The organism is Parahoeflea halophila (genome assembly GCF_900220985.1).
In the GTDB taxonomy this organism is placed as follows: domain Bacteria; phylum Pseudomonadota; class Alphaproteobacteria; order Rhizobiales; family Rhizobiaceae; genus Hoeflea; species Hoeflea halophila.
Window position 1 is genome coordinate 532635 of record NZ_OCPC01000002.1, and the last position, 15643, is coordinate 548277.

The 15643-nt window shown below is 61.7% G+C and carries 15 protein-coding genes and 1 other RNA gene; 11 read left to right on the forward strand and 5 right to left on the reverse strand.

Annotated elements, in window-relative coordinates; translation table 11 throughout:
- Positions 1 to 138 precede the first annotated feature (138 nt).
- Positions 139 to 1965 carry an extracellular solute-binding protein gene (locus CRO46_RS09905; protein ID WP_097107365.1) on the reverse strand — a complete coding sequence of 609 codons (1827 nt, stop codon included), beginning with the start codon at positions 1963 to 1965 and terminating at the stop codon, positions 139 to 141.
- A gap of 145 nt (positions 1966 to 2110) precedes the next feature.
- On the reverse strand, positions 2111 to 2722 hold the full coding sequence (locus CRO46_RS09910; protein WP_097107366.1) for a c-type cytochrome: 612 nt from the start codon (positions 2720 to 2722) through the stop codon (positions 2111 to 2113).
- A gap of 172 nt (positions 2723 to 2894) precedes the next feature.
- On the opposite strand from CRO46_RS09910, the gene CRO46_RS09915 reads away from it, so the two are divergent.
- Together CRO46_RS09915 and CRO46_RS09920 are read left to right on the forward strand one after the other, a co-directional pair.
- Positions 2895 to 3641, forward strand: a complete 747-nt coding sequence (locus CRO46_RS09915; RefSeq protein WP_097107369.1) for a 3-deoxy-manno-octulosonate cytidylyltransferase — start codon at positions 2895 to 2897, stop codon at positions 3639 to 3641.
- Positions 3642 to 3670: 29 nt separating this feature from the next.
- Positions 3671 to 4555 (forward strand): prephenate dehydratase, encoded by an 885-nt coding sequence (locus tag CRO46_RS09920; RefSeq protein WP_097107371.1) that lies wholly within the window; start codon positions 3671 to 3673, stop codon positions 4553 to 4555.
- A gap of 9 nt (positions 4556 to 4564) precedes the next feature.
- Here CRO46_RS09920 and nudC read toward each other — a convergent pair whose 3' ends face one another.
- Both nudC and CRO46_RS09930 read right to left on the reverse strand, forming a co-directional pair.
- Entirely contained in the window at positions 4565 to 5527 is a 963-nt protein-coding gene (gene nudC / locus CRO46_RS09925) for an NAD(+) diphosphatase (RefSeq protein ID WP_097107373.1), read from the reverse strand.
- Between the two features lie 3 nt (positions 5528 to 5530).
- Positions 5531 to 5935 (reverse strand): HIT domain-containing protein, encoded by a 405-nt coding sequence (locus CRO46_RS09930; RefSeq protein ID WP_097107375.1) that lies wholly within the window; start codon positions 5933 to 5935, stop codon positions 5531 to 5533.
- A gap of 95 nt (positions 5936 to 6030) precedes the next feature.
- Between CRO46_RS09930 and ffs the strand changes: the two genes are divergently transcribed.
- From ffs to CRO46_RS09975, 9 genes are all read left to right on the forward strand, one after another.
- An RNA gene (ffs, locus tag CRO46_RS09935) (signal recognition particle sRNA small type) lies at positions 6031 to 6127 on the forward strand.
- Positions 6128 to 6282: 155 nt separating this feature from the next.
- Positions 6283 to 8139: a DNA polymerase III subunit gamma/tau gene (locus tag CRO46_RS09940; protein WP_097107377.1), complete on the forward strand. Its 1857-nt coding sequence runs from the start codon at positions 6283 to 6285 to the stop codon at positions 8137 to 8139.
- Positions 8140 to 8201: 62 nt separating this feature from the next.
- Positions 8202 to 8525: a YbaB/EbfC family nucleoid-associated protein gene (locus tag CRO46_RS09945; protein WP_097107716.1), complete on the forward strand. Its 324-nt coding sequence runs from the start codon at positions 8202 to 8204 to the stop codon at positions 8523 to 8525.
- Between the two features lie 27 nt (positions 8526 to 8552).
- Positions 8553 to 9158 (forward strand): recombination mediator RecR, encoded by a 606-nt coding sequence (recR, locus tag CRO46_RS09950; RefSeq protein ID WP_097107379.1) that lies wholly within the window; start codon positions 8553 to 8555, stop codon positions 9156 to 9158.
- A gap of 86 nt (positions 9159 to 9244) precedes the next feature.
- Positions 9245 to 10495 carry a lytic murein transglycosylase gene (locus tag CRO46_RS09955; RefSeq protein WP_097107381.1) on the forward strand — a complete coding sequence of 417 codons (1251 nt, stop codon included), beginning with the start codon at positions 9245 to 9247 and terminating at the stop codon, positions 10493 to 10495.
- Positions 10496 to 10668: 173 nt separating this feature from the next.
- Positions 10669 to 12114, forward strand: a complete 1446-nt coding sequence (locus CRO46_RS09960; protein WP_097107383.1) for an aldehyde dehydrogenase family protein — start codon at positions 10669 to 10671, stop codon at positions 12112 to 12114.
- A 238-nt stretch (positions 12115 to 12352) separates the two neighbouring features.
- Entirely contained in the window at positions 12353 to 12766 is a 414-nt protein-coding gene (locus CRO46_RS20070; protein ID WP_210421512.1) for an SDR family oxidoreductase, read from the forward strand.
- A gap of 481 nt (positions 12767 to 13247) precedes the next feature.
- The gene (locus CRO46_RS09970; protein WP_179759007.1) at positions 13248 to 14552 is read left to right on the forward strand and encodes a GGDEF domain-containing response regulator; all 1305 of its coding nucleotides are present in this window, start codon (positions 13248 to 13250) and stop codon (positions 14550 to 14552) included.
- 69 nt (positions 14553 to 14621) lie between these two features.
- Positions 14622 to 15113, forward strand: coding sequence for an Hpt domain-containing protein (locus CRO46_RS09975; RefSeq protein WP_097107387.1), 492 nt, complete (start codon positions 14622 to 14624; stop codon positions 15111 to 15113).
- Positions 15114 to 15223: 110 nt separating this feature from the next.
- On the opposite strand, the gene CRO46_RS09980 is transcribed toward CRO46_RS09975, so the two are convergent.
- On the reverse strand, positions 15224 to 15610 hold the full coding sequence (locus CRO46_RS09980) for a response regulator (protein WP_097107389.1): 387 nt from the start codon (positions 15608 to 15610) through the stop codon (positions 15224 to 15226).
- Between the last annotated feature and the right edge of the window lie 33 nt (positions 15611 to 15643).

The window sequence follows — 15643 nt, forward strand, 5'->3', positions numbered from 1 at the left end:
GGCAGCGGTCTGGCCGCGCATGGTGATGTCTGTCCTGGTCAATCCCGCGTCCTTCCAGCCGGAACATCGGAGTTCCGGCTGATTCGTGTCTGCCCCATACAGAATCGAATGTCGAAACCGGTGCAAGGCCAAAGCGTCTCACTCAGCCGCAGTTGACCACCACACGTCCGGGAAACCAAGCCCGTAATAGGGCAGATCTTCCGGGTGCTTGAGCGTCTTGTCATAGGCCACCTTGACCGCATCGCTGTAAAACAGCGGCACCACGTAATGGTTCGCCAGCAGCACCCGGTCGAGCGCCTTCACCGCGGCAGTCTTCTCCTCACGCGTCTGCGCGAAGATCACCATCCGGATCAGCTCGTCGACCGCGGGATCGGCGATGCCTGCATAGTTGCGCGATCCCTCCCGGTCTGCCGAGGCCGAACCCCAATAACCGGCCTGTTCGTTGCCCGGGTTCAGCGACTGGCCCCATACATTCCAGATCATGTCATAGTCGAAACTTCTGATCCGGTTGGTGTATTGCGAGGCATCGACAGTGCGGATCCTGGCGTCGATGCCGATTTTCTTCAGGCTGGCGATATAGGGCAGCACGGAGCGTTCCAGCGAAGGGCTCGACAGCAGGATTTCGATGCCGAACTGTTCGCCGGTGCTGGTGTTGACCAGCTTTCCCGATTCCAGTGCGTAGCCGGCTTGCTGGAACAGCGTCAGCGCCTGGCGCAGATTGGCCCGTGCTTTCTGCGGATCGCCGCCCACCGGGTTTGTAAACGGCGTGGTGAAGACCTCGGCCGGGATCTCGTTCTCCAATCCTTCGAGAATTTCCTTCTCGCGGCCCTCCGGCAGGCCGGAGGAGGCAAGCTCTGTACCCCAGAAATAGCTGTCCACCCGGGCCAGCGCGTCAAACGCCAGATTGTGGTTCAGGTCCTCGAAATCCAGCACGAAATTGAGCGCCCGGCGCACCCGGACATCCTGAAATTTCTCGCGCCGCATATTAGGCACCAAAGCCTGCATGATGCCGACGGCGCGCAGCGGGTTCGGGATCTCTTCACGAACTATGTCGCCGCTTTCCACTGCCGGGAAATCATAGGCCGTGGCCCATTTGCTGGCCGAATTTTCCTGCCGGAAATCCACCGTGCCGGCGCGGAATGCCTCGAATTCCACATTGGCGTCCGTGAAGTAGACATACTCGATGGCGCCAAAATTGTGCTGTCCGACATTGACGTTGAGATCCTTGCCCCAATAGTCCTCGCGCAGCTCGTAGCGGATTGTCGAGCCGGCCTTGAAGTCGGCGATCCGGTAGGGGCCTGATCCCATGACCGGCTCAAGCGTGGTACGGCTGATGTCGCGGGCCGTGCCGGCTTCGTCCGTGCCGTCCCACCAGTGCTTGGGAAGCACACGGATCTGGCCCAGGATCTGCGGCAGTTCCTGATTGTTGTTTTCGTCAAACAGGAAAGTCACATCCCGCTCACCGGTCTTCTCGGCCGAGACAACATGGGCATAATACTGCGCCTGCAGCGGATTGAGTTCCTTCGCCTTGTTGAAGCTGAACACCACATCCTCGGGCGTCACCGGCGTTCCGTCTGCCCATTTGGCCTCCGCGCGCAGCCGGAAGGTGACTTTCGAAATGTCGTCAGGATAGGAAACGCTCTCGGCGAGCAACCCGTAGGACGACGACACCTCGTCCTCAGACGGTTTCATCAGCGTGTCGAAGACCAGGCTCAGCCCAGCCGCCGTTTCACCCTTGAAAAGGATCGGGTTGAAACTGTCGAAAGTGCCTTCCTCCGACAGTTTCAGCGTGCCCCCCTTGGGCGCGTCCGGGTTGACATAGTCGAAATGCGCAAAGCCTTCGGAATATTTCGGCGCCTCGATCATCGCCGTGGCATGCCGCCATTCCGGTTCCTGTGCCATGGCGCTGGCTGTTGCAAGCAGGCCGGCCAGTGCCAGCGTGAGAGGGGCGAGGCGTTTGATCATGTGTGCGGGTCCTCCGGGTACCTTGTCGTTCCAAGACAATAGGTGACTTCTGCGGCACTTGCAGGGCCACTCTTGCATTTCTTGCCGCTCAAACGAAAAAAGCCGGGCGTGAGGCCCGGCTTTGCGTATCATTGTGGCGAGGAGCTTACTGGCTGTCAGCTGGCGCTTCGACTGCTTCATCCGCCGGTACAGCCGTGACATCGGTCGCTGCGGGCAGCGGCTCCGGCGAGTCGGCGAGGGTGCGCAGATAGGCGATCAGGTCGGCGCGCTCGTCGATCTTCTTGATACCGGCAAAGCCCATCGCGGTGCCCTTGATGTATTTCTTCGGTGCGGCGAGGAAGCCGCTGAGATGTTCGTAGTCCCAGAGCACCGAACCGCCTTCAGCGAACTCGACCATGGCGGCGGAGTAATTGAAGCCGTCATTGGCTGCGACCGGGCGGTTGACGATGTTCCACAGGCCGGGGCCGACCTTGTTGGCATTGGACGAATCGTTGCTGTGGCAGGCTGCGCACTTCTTGAACACCGATTCACCCTTGGCCGGATCGGCGCTGACGAGCAGCGGTGCGATCAGTTCGGGTTCGGCTTCTTCTTCAGCTGCACCGGTATCGCCGCTACCTTCGGCCACTTCGATCATGAAGCCTTCGGTCTCTGGCTCGGCGGTGTCATAGATACCATCCGAAACAATCGAAAGAGACATCAGCACAAACAGAATGCCCAGAAAAGCGCCCGCCGCGGTATTGAAGTATGAGGAGTTCATGTTCCGTCGCTCCGTTTTGGTTCGGTGTCCCGCCCAGTTTCCTGCAATATCCGAACCAGTCTTGAAATCGCGCGGAACCTATGTCTTTTGCAGTTTCGTTGCAACACCGTTTGTAACAGCGGCAGTGAGACTTTTTGACACCCGCGCCGCAGGATGGGGGAATGAACGCGCCATGGCAACAGGTTCCGAGCACACGCTGGTCGTAATTCCGGCGCGAATGGCGTCGTCTCGCCTGCCCAACAAGGCGCTGGCGGATATTGCCGGCGAGCCGATGGTGGTCCGCGTCGCGCGCCAGGCGGCGCTGGCGAATATCGGCCGGGTGGCTGTCGCCACTGATTCGCGCGCCATCGCCGAAGTGGTGGAGGCTGCGGGCTTCGAAGCGGTGATGACCCGGGACGACCATCAATCCGGTTCCGACCGGGTCTTCGAGGCAGCCACGATCATGGATCCCGAGGCCCGGGCGCAGATCATCCTCAATGTGCAGGGCGATATCCCGGCCATCGAGCCGGAAACCATCCGCCGCGCCGCCCTGCCGCTTGCAGGATCGCCTGCCGATCTCGCCACGCTGGCCGTCGAGATTGCCGACGAGGACGAGAAAACCAACCCGAGCATCGTCAAGGTCATCGGCACGCCGATCGGTGAGCGTCTGCTGCGCGCACTTTACTTCACCCGCGCCACCGCACCTTATGGGGACGGCCCGCTCTATCACCATATCGGCCTTTATGCCTGGCGCCGCACGGCGCTTGAACGCTTTGTCTCGCTCAAGCCATCCACCCTGGAAAGACGCGAGTCGCTCGAGCAGTTGCGGGCGCTCGAGGACGGTATGCGCATCGATGTGGCGATCGTTGACTCGGTGCCGCTCGGTGTCGATACTCCCGCCGATCTTGCGCGCGCCCGGCAAATTTTCGGGCGGAAATAGACGCTTCTTTTTCACAACGGACAGATCTGATGACCGCATCCACCAACCGCATCGCCTTTCAGGGCGAATTCGGCGCAAACTCCGACATGGCCTGCCGCGACATGTTTCCCGACATGGATCCATTGCCCTGCGCCACCTTCGAGGATGCCTTCAATGCGCTGGCCCAGGGTGACGCGGATCTTGCGATGATCCCGATCGAAAACACCATCGCCGGCCGCGTCGCCGACATTCATCACCTGCTGCCCGAATCCCGGCTGCACATCGTCGGTGAGTATTTCATGCCGATCCATTTCCAGCTGATGGCGTTGCCGGGTGTCGACCGCTCGGAGCTGCGCACCGTGCACAGCCATGTTCACGCCGTCGGCCAGTGCCGCAAGATCGTCCGCGCCAATGGCTGGAAGGCGGTCGTGGCCGGCGATACGGCGGGAGCGGCGCGGCTGGTCTCCGAGAGCAATGACCGGACCATGGCTGCCCTGGCGCCGCGGCTGGCAGCCGAACTCTACGGTCTCGACATCCTTGAGGAGAATGTCGAGGACACCGAGACCAATGTCACCCGCTTCGTGGTGCTGTCGCGCGAAGCCAGCATCCCGCCGCGGCCGGTGGCTGACGAGGTGGTCGTCACCACTTTCGTCTTCCGGGTGCGCAACATTCCCGCTGCGCTCTACAAGGCGATGGGCGGGTTTGCCACCAACGGCGTCAACATGACGAAGCTTGAAAGCTACCAGCTCGGCGGAAAGTTCTTCGCAACCCAGTTCTATGCAGACATCCACGGCCATCCCGACGAAGCCCCGGTGGCCCGCGCCATGGAGGAACTCAGGTTTTTCTCCAGGGAACTGCGCATTCTCGGTGTCTACCCGGCCCATCCGTTCCGCCTGGCGCAAAACGGATCCCACGCTGAAGAGGCCGAGGGCTGAGACCAGCCGCTACCGGCCCCAGTCGAGCCAGTCGCGCATCAGCCGGTGTGCGATGGCGCCGGGCGGTGGCGCCGAGGCATCGGCTTCGCCCAGGCTGGCTGCCAGCATGGCTTCGGTCTCGGAACGGTCAAACCAGCGGCAATCCTCGAGTTCGGCTGTGTCGCGGGTGATCTCCAGGCTCTGCGCTTCGGCGTAAACCCCGATCATCAGGGAATGCGGCATCGGCCAGGGTTGGCTGGCGTGATAGCGCACCCGGCCGACCCTGATGCCGGATTCCTCGAACGTTTCCCGCCGCACCGCGTCTTCCATGGTCTCGCCCGGCTCGATGAAGCCGGCCAGGCAGGAATACATGCCCAGCGGAAAATGCGGGCTGCGTCCCAGCAAGCATCTCTCGCGGGCTTCGTCGACCACCAGCATGATGGCGACCGGGTCGGTGCGCGGAAACACCGCGCGCTCGCAAGCCTTGCATTTTCGGCGGTATCCGCCTGCTTCCGGCGTCATTTCGCCACCGCAGGTGCCGCAGAACCGGTTGGCCAGCGCCCACGCCAGCAGGCTGGTGCCCTGCGCATAAGCGCCGAGCGCTTCTTCATCCATGAGCGCCTGGCGGTAGACCGAGCGCGTGTCGATGGCCTTGAACGGCGCGGGCAGGTCATCCGGGTCAATGTCCACCGGCATGGCAATGCGCCCGGCATTTCGTTGATCCCAGCCGATCAGGATGGCATCATCGGGGTTGGGCTGCATCGCGGCGATGTCATCGGCTGTCAGAAGTCCATCCGGCGCATCGCCGTCGACCCGCATCGCCAGCCGGCCCTTGGCAATGGCAAAATACCGCGTCGCCGGATCTTTCATCGCATCACCGAGTTCGGTCTCGGTGCGGTATTCGGAGCGTCGGTCAAGCCGGTTGCCTGCAAAAGCGACAAGCCGGCTGGCTTCGCCATGCGGTGCATCATGGTCAAAAAGGGAAGATGTCATGTATCAGAGGGCCTCGAGAAGTCTTTCTGTAAACTTGGCGCGGGCATTCGCGTCCCAGGGTGTGGCCTGGCCGTGGCCCCAGACCGGTCCGGGCCAGGCCGGGTCGCCCTCGGTGCGGGCAATGATGTGGAGATGGAACTGGCGCACCTGGTTGCCGAGTGCGCCGGTATTGACCTTGAGGCAGTCCGTTGCCTGCTTCAACGCCTGGGCAGTGATTGCGGTCTCGAAGGTCAGCATCGTCTGATCCAGCGGCGTCATGTCGAAGATCTCCGTGATGCCATCCCGTTGTGGCACCAGCAGCACCCAGGGCCAGCGCGAATCCTCCATCAGCCTGAGCTGGCACAATCCCAGCTTCGTCAGCAATGTGGTGTCGCGGTCGAGCCGCGGATCGAGAACGAAATCAGACATCAAACACACCGGCGGGCAGGGTCGGAGGCCAACTCTAGCAGTTTTTTTTGGCTCTGGCTTGCTTTTGCCTTTCTGATTGACGATATGTGCCTTCGGGAGGTTGGTGGTGGACGAGCCACTCGCCAACCGGGTCAGGTCCGGAAGGAAGCAGCCCTAACGAGCCCGGCACGGGTCACCGTGCCAGCCTCCCACCCTTTTGCCCGCGCCATAACTGGCAGGCCCACCACTGGCGGCCCCGGCACCAGTTGGCCCAATCACTGGCTTCATTGTCATTGACGGGTCCCGACCGGGGTGCAAACATTCCACATGAATGGCCACCCGGCCATCGCGAGGGCGGCACGAGGATCATGGACGAAACAACCGGCACGACCACAGTTTCGGCGGGATCACATGCCGGGGACCAAGCGCCGTACCGGGTGCTTGCGCGCAAATACCGTCCGAAGGATTTCACCGACCTGATCGGCCAGGAGCCGATGGTCCGCACCCTGACCAATGCGTTTTCCTCAGGCCGCATCGCCCAGGCCTGGATGCTGACCGGTGTCCGCGGCGTCGGCAAGACCACCACGGCCCGCATCCTGGCCCGCGCGCTCAATTACGAGACCACCGAGATCGACCAGCCGACCATCGATCTGTCGGTGCCCGGCGAGCATTGCCAGGCGATCATGGAAGGCCGCCATGTCGATGTCATCGAGATGGATGCGGCCTCCCATACCGGCATCGACGACATTCGCGAGATCATCGAGCAGGTCCGCTACCGCCCGGTTTCGGCGCGCTACAAGGTCTACATCATCGACGAAGTGCACATGCTCTCCAACCAGGCCTTCAACGGCCTGCTGAAGACGCTTGAAGAGCCGCCGTCGCATGTGAAATTCATCTTCGCCACCACCGAAATCCGCAAGGTTCCGATCACCGTGCTGTCGCGCTGTCAGCGCTTTGACCTGCGCCGCATCGATTCGGGCCTGCTCGTTACCCATTTCCGCAATGTCGCCAGCCAGGAAGGCATCTCCATCGATGACGAATCGTTGGCGATGATCGCCCGCGCCGCCGAGGGCTCGGTGCGTGACGGTCTCTCCCTGCTCGACCAGGCCATCGCCCATGGCGGCGGCAGCGTCGATGCCGAAGCTGTTCGCTCCATGCTTGGTCTTGCCGACCGCTCCCGCATCGTCGGCCTGTTCGGCGCGTTGATGGCGGGCGACGTGGCCGGTGCCCTTGCAAGCTTTCGCGATCAGTATGATTCCGGCGCCGCCCCTTCGGTGATCCTGACGGATCTCGCGGATTTCACGCATCTGGTGACGAGGCTCAAATTCGTTCCCGAAGCCGGCGAAGATCCCTCGCTGACAGAGACCGAGCGCGAAAGCGGTGCTGATTTTGCGGCAAAGCTCTCGACCGTCATCCTGTCGCGCGTCTGGCAGATGCTGCTCAAGGGCATCACCGAGAGCGATACCTCGAGCAGGCCCGCCGCGGCCGCCGAGATGGCGTTGATCCGCATTGCCCACGCCGCCAATCTGCCATCACCCGAGGAAGCGCTGAAAGCGTTTCAGGCTTCCGGCGGCACGTCTGCCGGCCCTGCTGGCCAACGCTCCGGCAGTGGCTCCTCCGGTGGCGGCGCAACCGCCATGGCGGTCGGGGAACGGCGCACGGCCCAGGGTGGGCATGGTGGTGGAAATGGCGGCCGCCACCCCGCCATGCGCCTGGCCCATTCCGCCGAGCCATCGGTTGTCGCCCCGCCCGTCGCGGAGCCGGAACCTCAAGTTGCCATCAATTCGCTTGAGGATATTGTGGCGCTGGCCGAAAATAACCGCGACATTGCCATGAAGGTGCAGATCCGCACCGGCGTGCGCCTGGTCCGGCTTGAGCCGGGCCGTCTCGAAATCAATCTCGCGCCCGATGCCAGTTCCAGCCTGCCCGGTGAACTGATCAAGAAGCTGGGCGACTGGACCGGCGCCAAATGGTCGGTCACGCTCAGCCGCGAGGAAGGCCAGCCCACCATTGCCGAGCGCGAGATCGCCAAGCGCGAGGCGCTGCACAGCGATGCCCGCCAGGATCCCGACGTGGCAGCCATCCTGGCGCAGTTTCCCGGCTCCCGCGTTACCGATGTCCGCATTGCCGTCGCGGAAGAATCGCTGCCCGATGACGCGCTTGCGCCGTCAGAGGATGGCGACATCCTCCCCGGCGACATCGAGGCTGACGACAGCCCGGACTGACAGGAACGCCAGCATTCCGGCCGAAACAGAGCCGGCAAACCGAGTTCATGAAGGAGATCCCGATGAAAGACATCATGGGAATGATGGGCAAGATCAAGGACATGCAGTCCAAGATGGAAAAGATGCAGGAAGAGCTCGCCGAGCTCGAATGCGAGGGCGTGGCCGGTGGTGGCATGGTCAGTGTACGCCTGACCGGCAAGGGGCAGATGAAGGGTCTTTCGATCGATCCGTCGATGTTCAAGGAAGACGATGTCGAGATCCTCGAGGATCTGATCGTCGCCGCCCACAATGATGCCAAGGCCAAGGTCGAAGCCATGATGGCCGAACGCACCAAGGAACTCACTGCAGGCCTGCCGATCCCGCCCGGCATGAAACTGCCGTTCTGAGCCTGTTGACCGCCATCGGAGAATGAAATGCAGAAGCGTGTAACCGGCCCCGAGATCGAGCGGCTGATCCAGCTGCTTGCCCGTGTCCCGGGGCTCGGGCCGCGCTCGGCACGCCGTGCAGCCCTTCAGCTGATCAAGAAGAAGGATCAGCTGATGGGGCCCCTGGCGCTGGCCATGAACGAGGCCTTCGAGAAGGTGCGCATCTGCTCGACCTGCGGCAATGCCGACACCTCCGATCCCTGCACGGTCTGCACCGACGCAAGCCGCGACCAGAGCGTCATCATCGTCGTCGAGGATGTGGCCGATCTCTGGGCGCTCGAGCGCGCGGCTGCGATGAATGCCGGCTATCATGTGCTCGGCGGTACGCTGTCGCCGCTCGATGGCGTCGGGCCGGATGATCTGTCGATCGCCGGTCTGGTCGACCGCGTGGCCAAGGGCGGGGTCAAGGAAATCCTGATTGCCGTCAACGCCACCGTCGAAGGCCAGACCACGGCGCATTACATCACCGAGCAATTGTCGGGCTTCGACATCAAGGTCACCCGCCTGGCCCATGGCGTGCCGGTCGGCGGCGAGCTGGATTATCTGGACGAGGGCACGCTGGCAGCCGCCATCCGCGCCCGCACCGCTTTCTGATCCTGATCCGGCGATTTTCGCCAAATCGGGCGTCCGGCGGGTCAAGCGCCATTTTCCCGGCACCAGGCTCGGGTTACGCTCGGCCCATGATTCGCACCCTGATCCTCACCGTCATCTTCGCTTTCACCATGGCCGCCCTTGCGGTGCCCGAATCGCAGGCTGCCACCAAGGCAGGCGTCGAGGCGCAATTCCGGCAATGGCTCGAGGCGGATCTCTGGCCCGCAGCCAGACGGGAAGGGGTTTCCAAACCGGTTTTCGACCGCGCTTTCGCGGGCGTCAGTCTCGACTGGGATCTGCCTGATCTCGTCCCTCCCGGTTTTCCCAAGCCCAAACAGCGGGCCCAGAGCCAGGCGGAGTTTCGCAGCCCGGGCGCCTATTTCAGCGAGAAAAGCCTGCAGAGTCTCACCGCCTCGGGCCGGTCGCTGATGCAGAAACATTCAGGCCTTTTGCAAAGAATCGAGCAGCGCTACGGCGTTCCCGGCGCCATTGTCGTTGCCATCTGGGGCCGGGAATCGGGTTTCGGCCGCGCCAGCATCCCGCATTCGGCCATCCGGGTTATTGCCACCAAGGCCTTCATGTCGACGCGGCCGGATCTGTTCCGCAAGGAAGTCCTTGCCGCATTGAAGATCCTTCAGCGCGGCGACATCCCGGCCTCCGAGATGAAAAGCTCCTGGGCCGGCGCCATGGGCCAGCCGCAGTTCCTGCCCTCGAGCTATCTCGACCACGCGGTCGATTTTGATGGCGACGGCAAGCGCGACATCTGGAATTCGACCGCTGATTCACTCGCCTCGATCGCCAATTATCTGGCGAAGTCGGGCTGGGTGCGCGGCCGTGACTGGGGCTTCGAGGCGGTGATCCCTGAAGGTGTCACCTGCGCGCTGGAAGGACCGGACAGGGCCCGCCCGATCAGTGCCCTCACCGACATGGGCATCATCCGCATTTCCGGCAGGCCGTTTCCCGAGCACGAGCGCCGCGCCCCGGGGATGGTCCTGGTTCCGGCCGGAATCTACGGCCCGGAATTCGTCGTCACGCCGAACTTCTACGTCATCAAGGAATACAACAATTCCGATCTCTATGCCCTGTTCATCGGCAATCTGGCCGACCGCATGGCCCATGGTGGCTCGGCTTTTGTCACGCCCTGGGGCGATACCGGCAAGATGTTGCGCTCCGACATTGCCCGGCTGCAATCCTCGCTGGAAAACCTGGGTTATGATGTTGGCGGCGCCGATGGTCTGCCCGGCTACAAGACCCGCCGCTCGATCGGCGAATGGCAGGCGAAGAACGGCCAGAGGCCGACCTGCTTCCCCACCCCGGCACTGCTTCAGGCCCTGCGCTGAGCGCTGGCCCGGGCGCAATCACCTGCGGGCGGCAAAAATCATTGCGGAGACCTGCTGGTAAAACCGATTGAAGCCGGAATCGAGGTTGCATCGACCCGCATTCCACCCCTACAGAATTGAATTGAACCGGCAGCCTCCCCATGTGGGACGCTTGAACAAGTTTGGAGAATGACATGATCGAGAAGCGCGAGTTTTACATCAACGGTGCCTGGGTTTCGCCTTCAAAGCCACGCGATTGCGATGTGATTGACCCGTCGAACGAGGAAACTTGCGCGGTGATCTCGCTCGGCTCTTCCGAGGACACCGACAAGGCGGTTGCTGCCGCCAAGGCTGCTTACGAATCCTGGTCCCGGACCGATCCGGAGGTTCGGCTCGGCTATGTCAAGAAGATCCGCGAGATCTATGCCGAGCGCGCCGAGGACATGGCGCAGGCGATCAGCCTTGAAATGGGTGCGCCGATATCGATGTCGCGCTCCAGCCAGGTCACGTCCGGCACTTGGCACATCGACAATTTCATAACCGCCTTCAAGGACATCGAGTTCATCCGGCCGCTCGGCCCGCATGCGCCCAATGACCGCATCGCCATGGAACCGATCGGCGTTGTCGGCCTGATCACGCCTTGGAACTGGCCTATGAACCAGGTCACGCTGAAGGTGATCCCGGCGCTGCTTGCAGGCTGCACCATGGTGCTCAAACCCTCCGAGGTTGCCCCGCTGTCCTCGCTCGTCTTTGCCGAGATCGTCCATGCCGCGGGCGTTCCGGCCGGGGTATTCAACCTGGTCAACGGCGATGGCGTCGGTGTCGGCACTGATCTCTCGACCCATGCCGATGTTGACATGATCAGCTTCACCGGTTCGGCCCGTGCCGGTGCGGCCATCTCCAAGGCTGCCGCGGACACCTTCAAGCGCGTCTGCCTCGAGCTGGGCGGCAAGGGCGCCAATGTGATCTTCGCCGATGCCGACGAAAAGGCCGTCGAGCGCGGTGTGAGACACTGTTTCAACAACACCGGCCAGAGCTGCAACGCGCCGACCCGCATGCTGGTCGAGCGCCCGGTCTATGATCAGGCCGTCGAGAAGGCGATTGAAGTTGCCGCCTCCACCAAGGTTGGCTCCTCGCATGATGAGGGCAACCACATCGGTCCGGTGGTCTCGGCTGCCCAGTATGACAAGATCCAGGGCCTGATCCAGAAGGGCATTGACGAGGGCGCGCGGCTGGTCGCCGGCGGCACCGGTCGTCCCGAAGGCTTCAACCGCGGCTATTTTGTCCGTCCGACCGTCTTCGCCGATGTCACCAATGACATGACCATTGCGCGCGAGGAGATTTTTGGGCCGGTCCTGTCGATCATGCCCTTCGACGATGAAGAACATGCGATCGAGATCGCCAATGACACGATCTACGGCCTGACCAACTACGTCCAGAGCCAGGACGGCGCCAAGCGCAACCGCATGGCGCGGCGTCTGCGCTCGGGCATGGTCGAAATGAACGGCAAGTCGCGTGGCGCCGGCGCGCCTTTCGGCGGCGTCAAGGCGTCGGGCCGGGCGCGCGAAGGCGGCGTCTGGGGCATCGAGGAGTTCCTTGAGGCCAAGGCCATTTCCGGTTGGGACAGCGACGCCAACTGACCGGCTGCAGGATACTTCGGAAATCTTCAACGGCTCGCCTTTTCTGGGGCGGGCCGTTTTCAGTCCGCAAATCCGACGCCTTAGCCGTTCTGCAACGTCTTGCTCGGCGGTTGGCCGTACCTGGCCTTGTCGATCTGGGAAAAGCGTCCGAGACGCGAAAACCCCCTCCGGGTCGCCACTTCGGTCACTGAGGTTCCCGGCCCGCCCGCCATCTGCTCTTCATGCATCCGCCGCAGACGTGACCCTGGCCGTATTGGCGATTTCTTCGAGCGAGATCGGGCTGTCGAGATGTGAGCGCTTCCGCTGGCTCTACCCGGTTTGCAGGGCCGGGATCCTGCAACCGACACGAAACCTGGCGATGGATCTGGCCCCCGAAAACATCCGCGTCAATGCGGTGTCAGCCGGCTGGACCTGGTTCAACATCATGGATGAACTCAGCGGTGGTGGCCGTGAGAGACAGACCAGGTGGCCGCACCCTTCCATCTGCCTGGCCGGACAGGCGACCCTGAAGAGATCGCGGCTTCCGTCCTCTTGTTCGGACGACGCCGTAACTCTGGAATTCATGGCATCCACAATCATGCAGGTAGAACTTCTGTGGCGCAGTCTCGGCGTTCTTGGCGAGCACCGGAAGCCCGAATTCCACTCCCATTGAGAAGATGCTTCCGACCAGGGTTGCCTTACGGGACGCAGACCCGTCGCGCGGAAGCTTTGATGTTGAATATTTCCGGCTTCAAGTATTCGTCATGCCGAAGTCCAGATGGGAGGAGGTTTTTCACAAAAGCAAAACAAGTACTCAACTTCTCGCAGCTGCGTGCAAGAGCTTCGATGATCAGGGCAAAGACAGTTTCGTAATCATCATTAGTTTCATTTTAACTCACACTTGGTATATATATCAGCATCCTGTGAAAAGCAATAATTATCAATAGGTTGTATTGCTGCGCAAGTTAAGGTTGAAGGCAGGTGTGCTGCTGGGAACAACAGGAGTGCCGGGGCGCGGCTTCAGAAGTAGAAATCAAACGGGCCGAGGAATCGGCGAACGCGAAAGATTCAGGAAATCGCGACCATCGAGAAGGACCAACATGTTCCACGTTTCAGATCCAGTCGAAAATTCCCGGGCGAGCAGATTGGCGCAGGTGGAAACGATTTTCAGCAACCCGTCCCAGCCTTCGGTCCACGTCATTGGCGGCGGTAAATTCCTGCGAGACGTAACCCGGGTCATGAACCCCTTGAACTATACCGCGACAACTGTTGACGGCAGCTCGGGGCAGGCGGCAGCCGTGTCCTGCGGCGGCGACGATGCCCTGGTGCTGATTGACGGATCGATACCCGATGCGCTTGAGATCTGTGAAGATCTTGGCGAGGCGCTGCCGAAAATTCTTGTCTCGTCTGAAACCAGCTTTGCCTACCGCGCCAAATGTGCCCGGTCCCATGTCAGCACAATAATTGCAGACCCGATCGAGCAGGCGGAGCTGGTGCACTGGCTCGAGCACCTCGGTGGCCAGCTCAGCGAACAGCCGGCATCGATCCTTCTGGTCGACGATGATCCGGTTGCCTCGGCCGTCTATGCGGAGATACTTCGCGCAAATGGCATGATCGTGTCGATTCTCAATGACCCGCTGAAGATCATCCCGACCATCAATGGGACTTTCTTCGACATCATCATCATGGATCTGAAGATGCCCCACACGGACGGCATCGAGATCGCCAAGATCATTCGCCAGCACAAGAGCCATCTGTCGATTCCGATTGTGTTCCTGTCCTCCGAAGAGGACAAGGCCATACAGATGCGGGCACGGCAGTTCGGCGGCGACGATTTCATCTCCAAGCGGGCAGACCTTGATGCGCTGGTGATGCTGATCAATCTGCGGGTCGAGCGCGCGCGGGTCCTGCGGTCGCTGATCGAGCGCGACGGACTGACCGGCCTTCTCAACCATCGCCGCTTCAATGAGCGTGTGGAACAGGAGATGGACCGGGTCAGACGCACTGGCATGCAGTTTTGCGTGGCGATGATCGACGTTGATCATTTCAAGAACGTCAATGACACCTGGGGTCACCCCATCGGCGACCAGGTGTTGTCCATCCTCGCCCGCGCACTGGTCGGGTGGGTCCGCAAGACCGATGTGGTGGGCAGGTACGGCGGTGAGGAGTTTGCGCTGCTTCTGCTAGACACGTCCCCGGAGGCTGTTTTTGACGTGCTGGAAAATTTCCGCAGCCATTTTGCCGGGATTATTTTTGACGGCCGGCCGCAGCAGTTCTCGCTCACCATCAGCATCGGCGTGGCCGGTAGCGACGTCTGTCAAAACACAGCCGAGATCTTCGCCGAGGCGGACCGTGCGCTGTACCTGGCCAAGAACAATGGCCGCAACCAGGTCGTTCTGGCTCACCCGGCGGCAGACGTTCCGGCGAGCCCGGACACCGGCGCTGGGAAGGACCAATGACGGAACTGGCGCCTTACGCCCATCCGTGTACCGAAGTCAGGTCCTCGGCACTCTCGAGGGTTCCCCGTTGTGGAACAGATCAAGACAATCAATGTGATCTGCGAACAGGCGGCCGATGGCAGCGGACTCAGTCTGGATGGCCGTTCGCTCTGTATCGCCAATGTCTGCCAGCCGACGGTCTACATCGCTGCACAACACGAGGAAGTCATGCTGATGCTCAATCGTAAATTGAAAACAACCAGGCTCGACCAGCTGCCGCCCGAAGCCCGCGACCGGATCGAACAGTTGCGGCACCAGTTCATCCAGCGCTCCAGGGGTCATCTCGATCAGATCGGGGAGCTGCTGGCAGCGAGGCAGTCTCCCGGTGGTATGATTGCGGCTGACGCTGGACTCTCGACGCTGGCGCATTCACTGGTCGGAGCATCCGGCGTCTTCGGTTTCCAGGCTCTCGGTGAAGCCGCAGTCAGGCTGGAGAAAATCCTGCGGCAGGACGGCTATTGCGAGTCCGGTTTCACAACTGCAATCACCGGCCTGATCAATGAGATAGAGGCGCTCGACTGATCCCGAAGCCCCGGCATATCAGGTGCTTTCAGGCCCAGCCATCCATATCGCATGGACCAGCTTTGATCCGCGCCTGCCTTGGCTTTCAGCTTGCGGTTATGTCGATCCGGTCAGCCTCTTGTCCGCTCCCAGAGATCCCGCGCCTGCTCGGCCAGAGACATCGGCTCGAAGGGTTTGGAAATAACTCCTGCAGCCCCGAGACTCATGAACTTCGCCAGGTCCTCTGGCTGAGTCCGCGCGGTTGTGAACACAACGGGAATCGAGACCGTCTCCGCTGACTGCCGAAGCCGTTGGAGGGCCTCGGGGCCATCCATGCCCGGCATCATGACATCCAGCAGGATCAGATCCGGCAACCAGTCCGCTGCAATCGCCAGCGCCTCGGAACCGCAATTACAGCTCCGAACGGAGAATCCGGGATCGAATTCCAGTGCCATCACAGCGATTTCCCGTATGTCATCTTCGTCGTCCACATACAGGACCTTGAGGGGATCACTCATCTGTTTGTCGCGCTCCGGATTTGGATGTGTCTG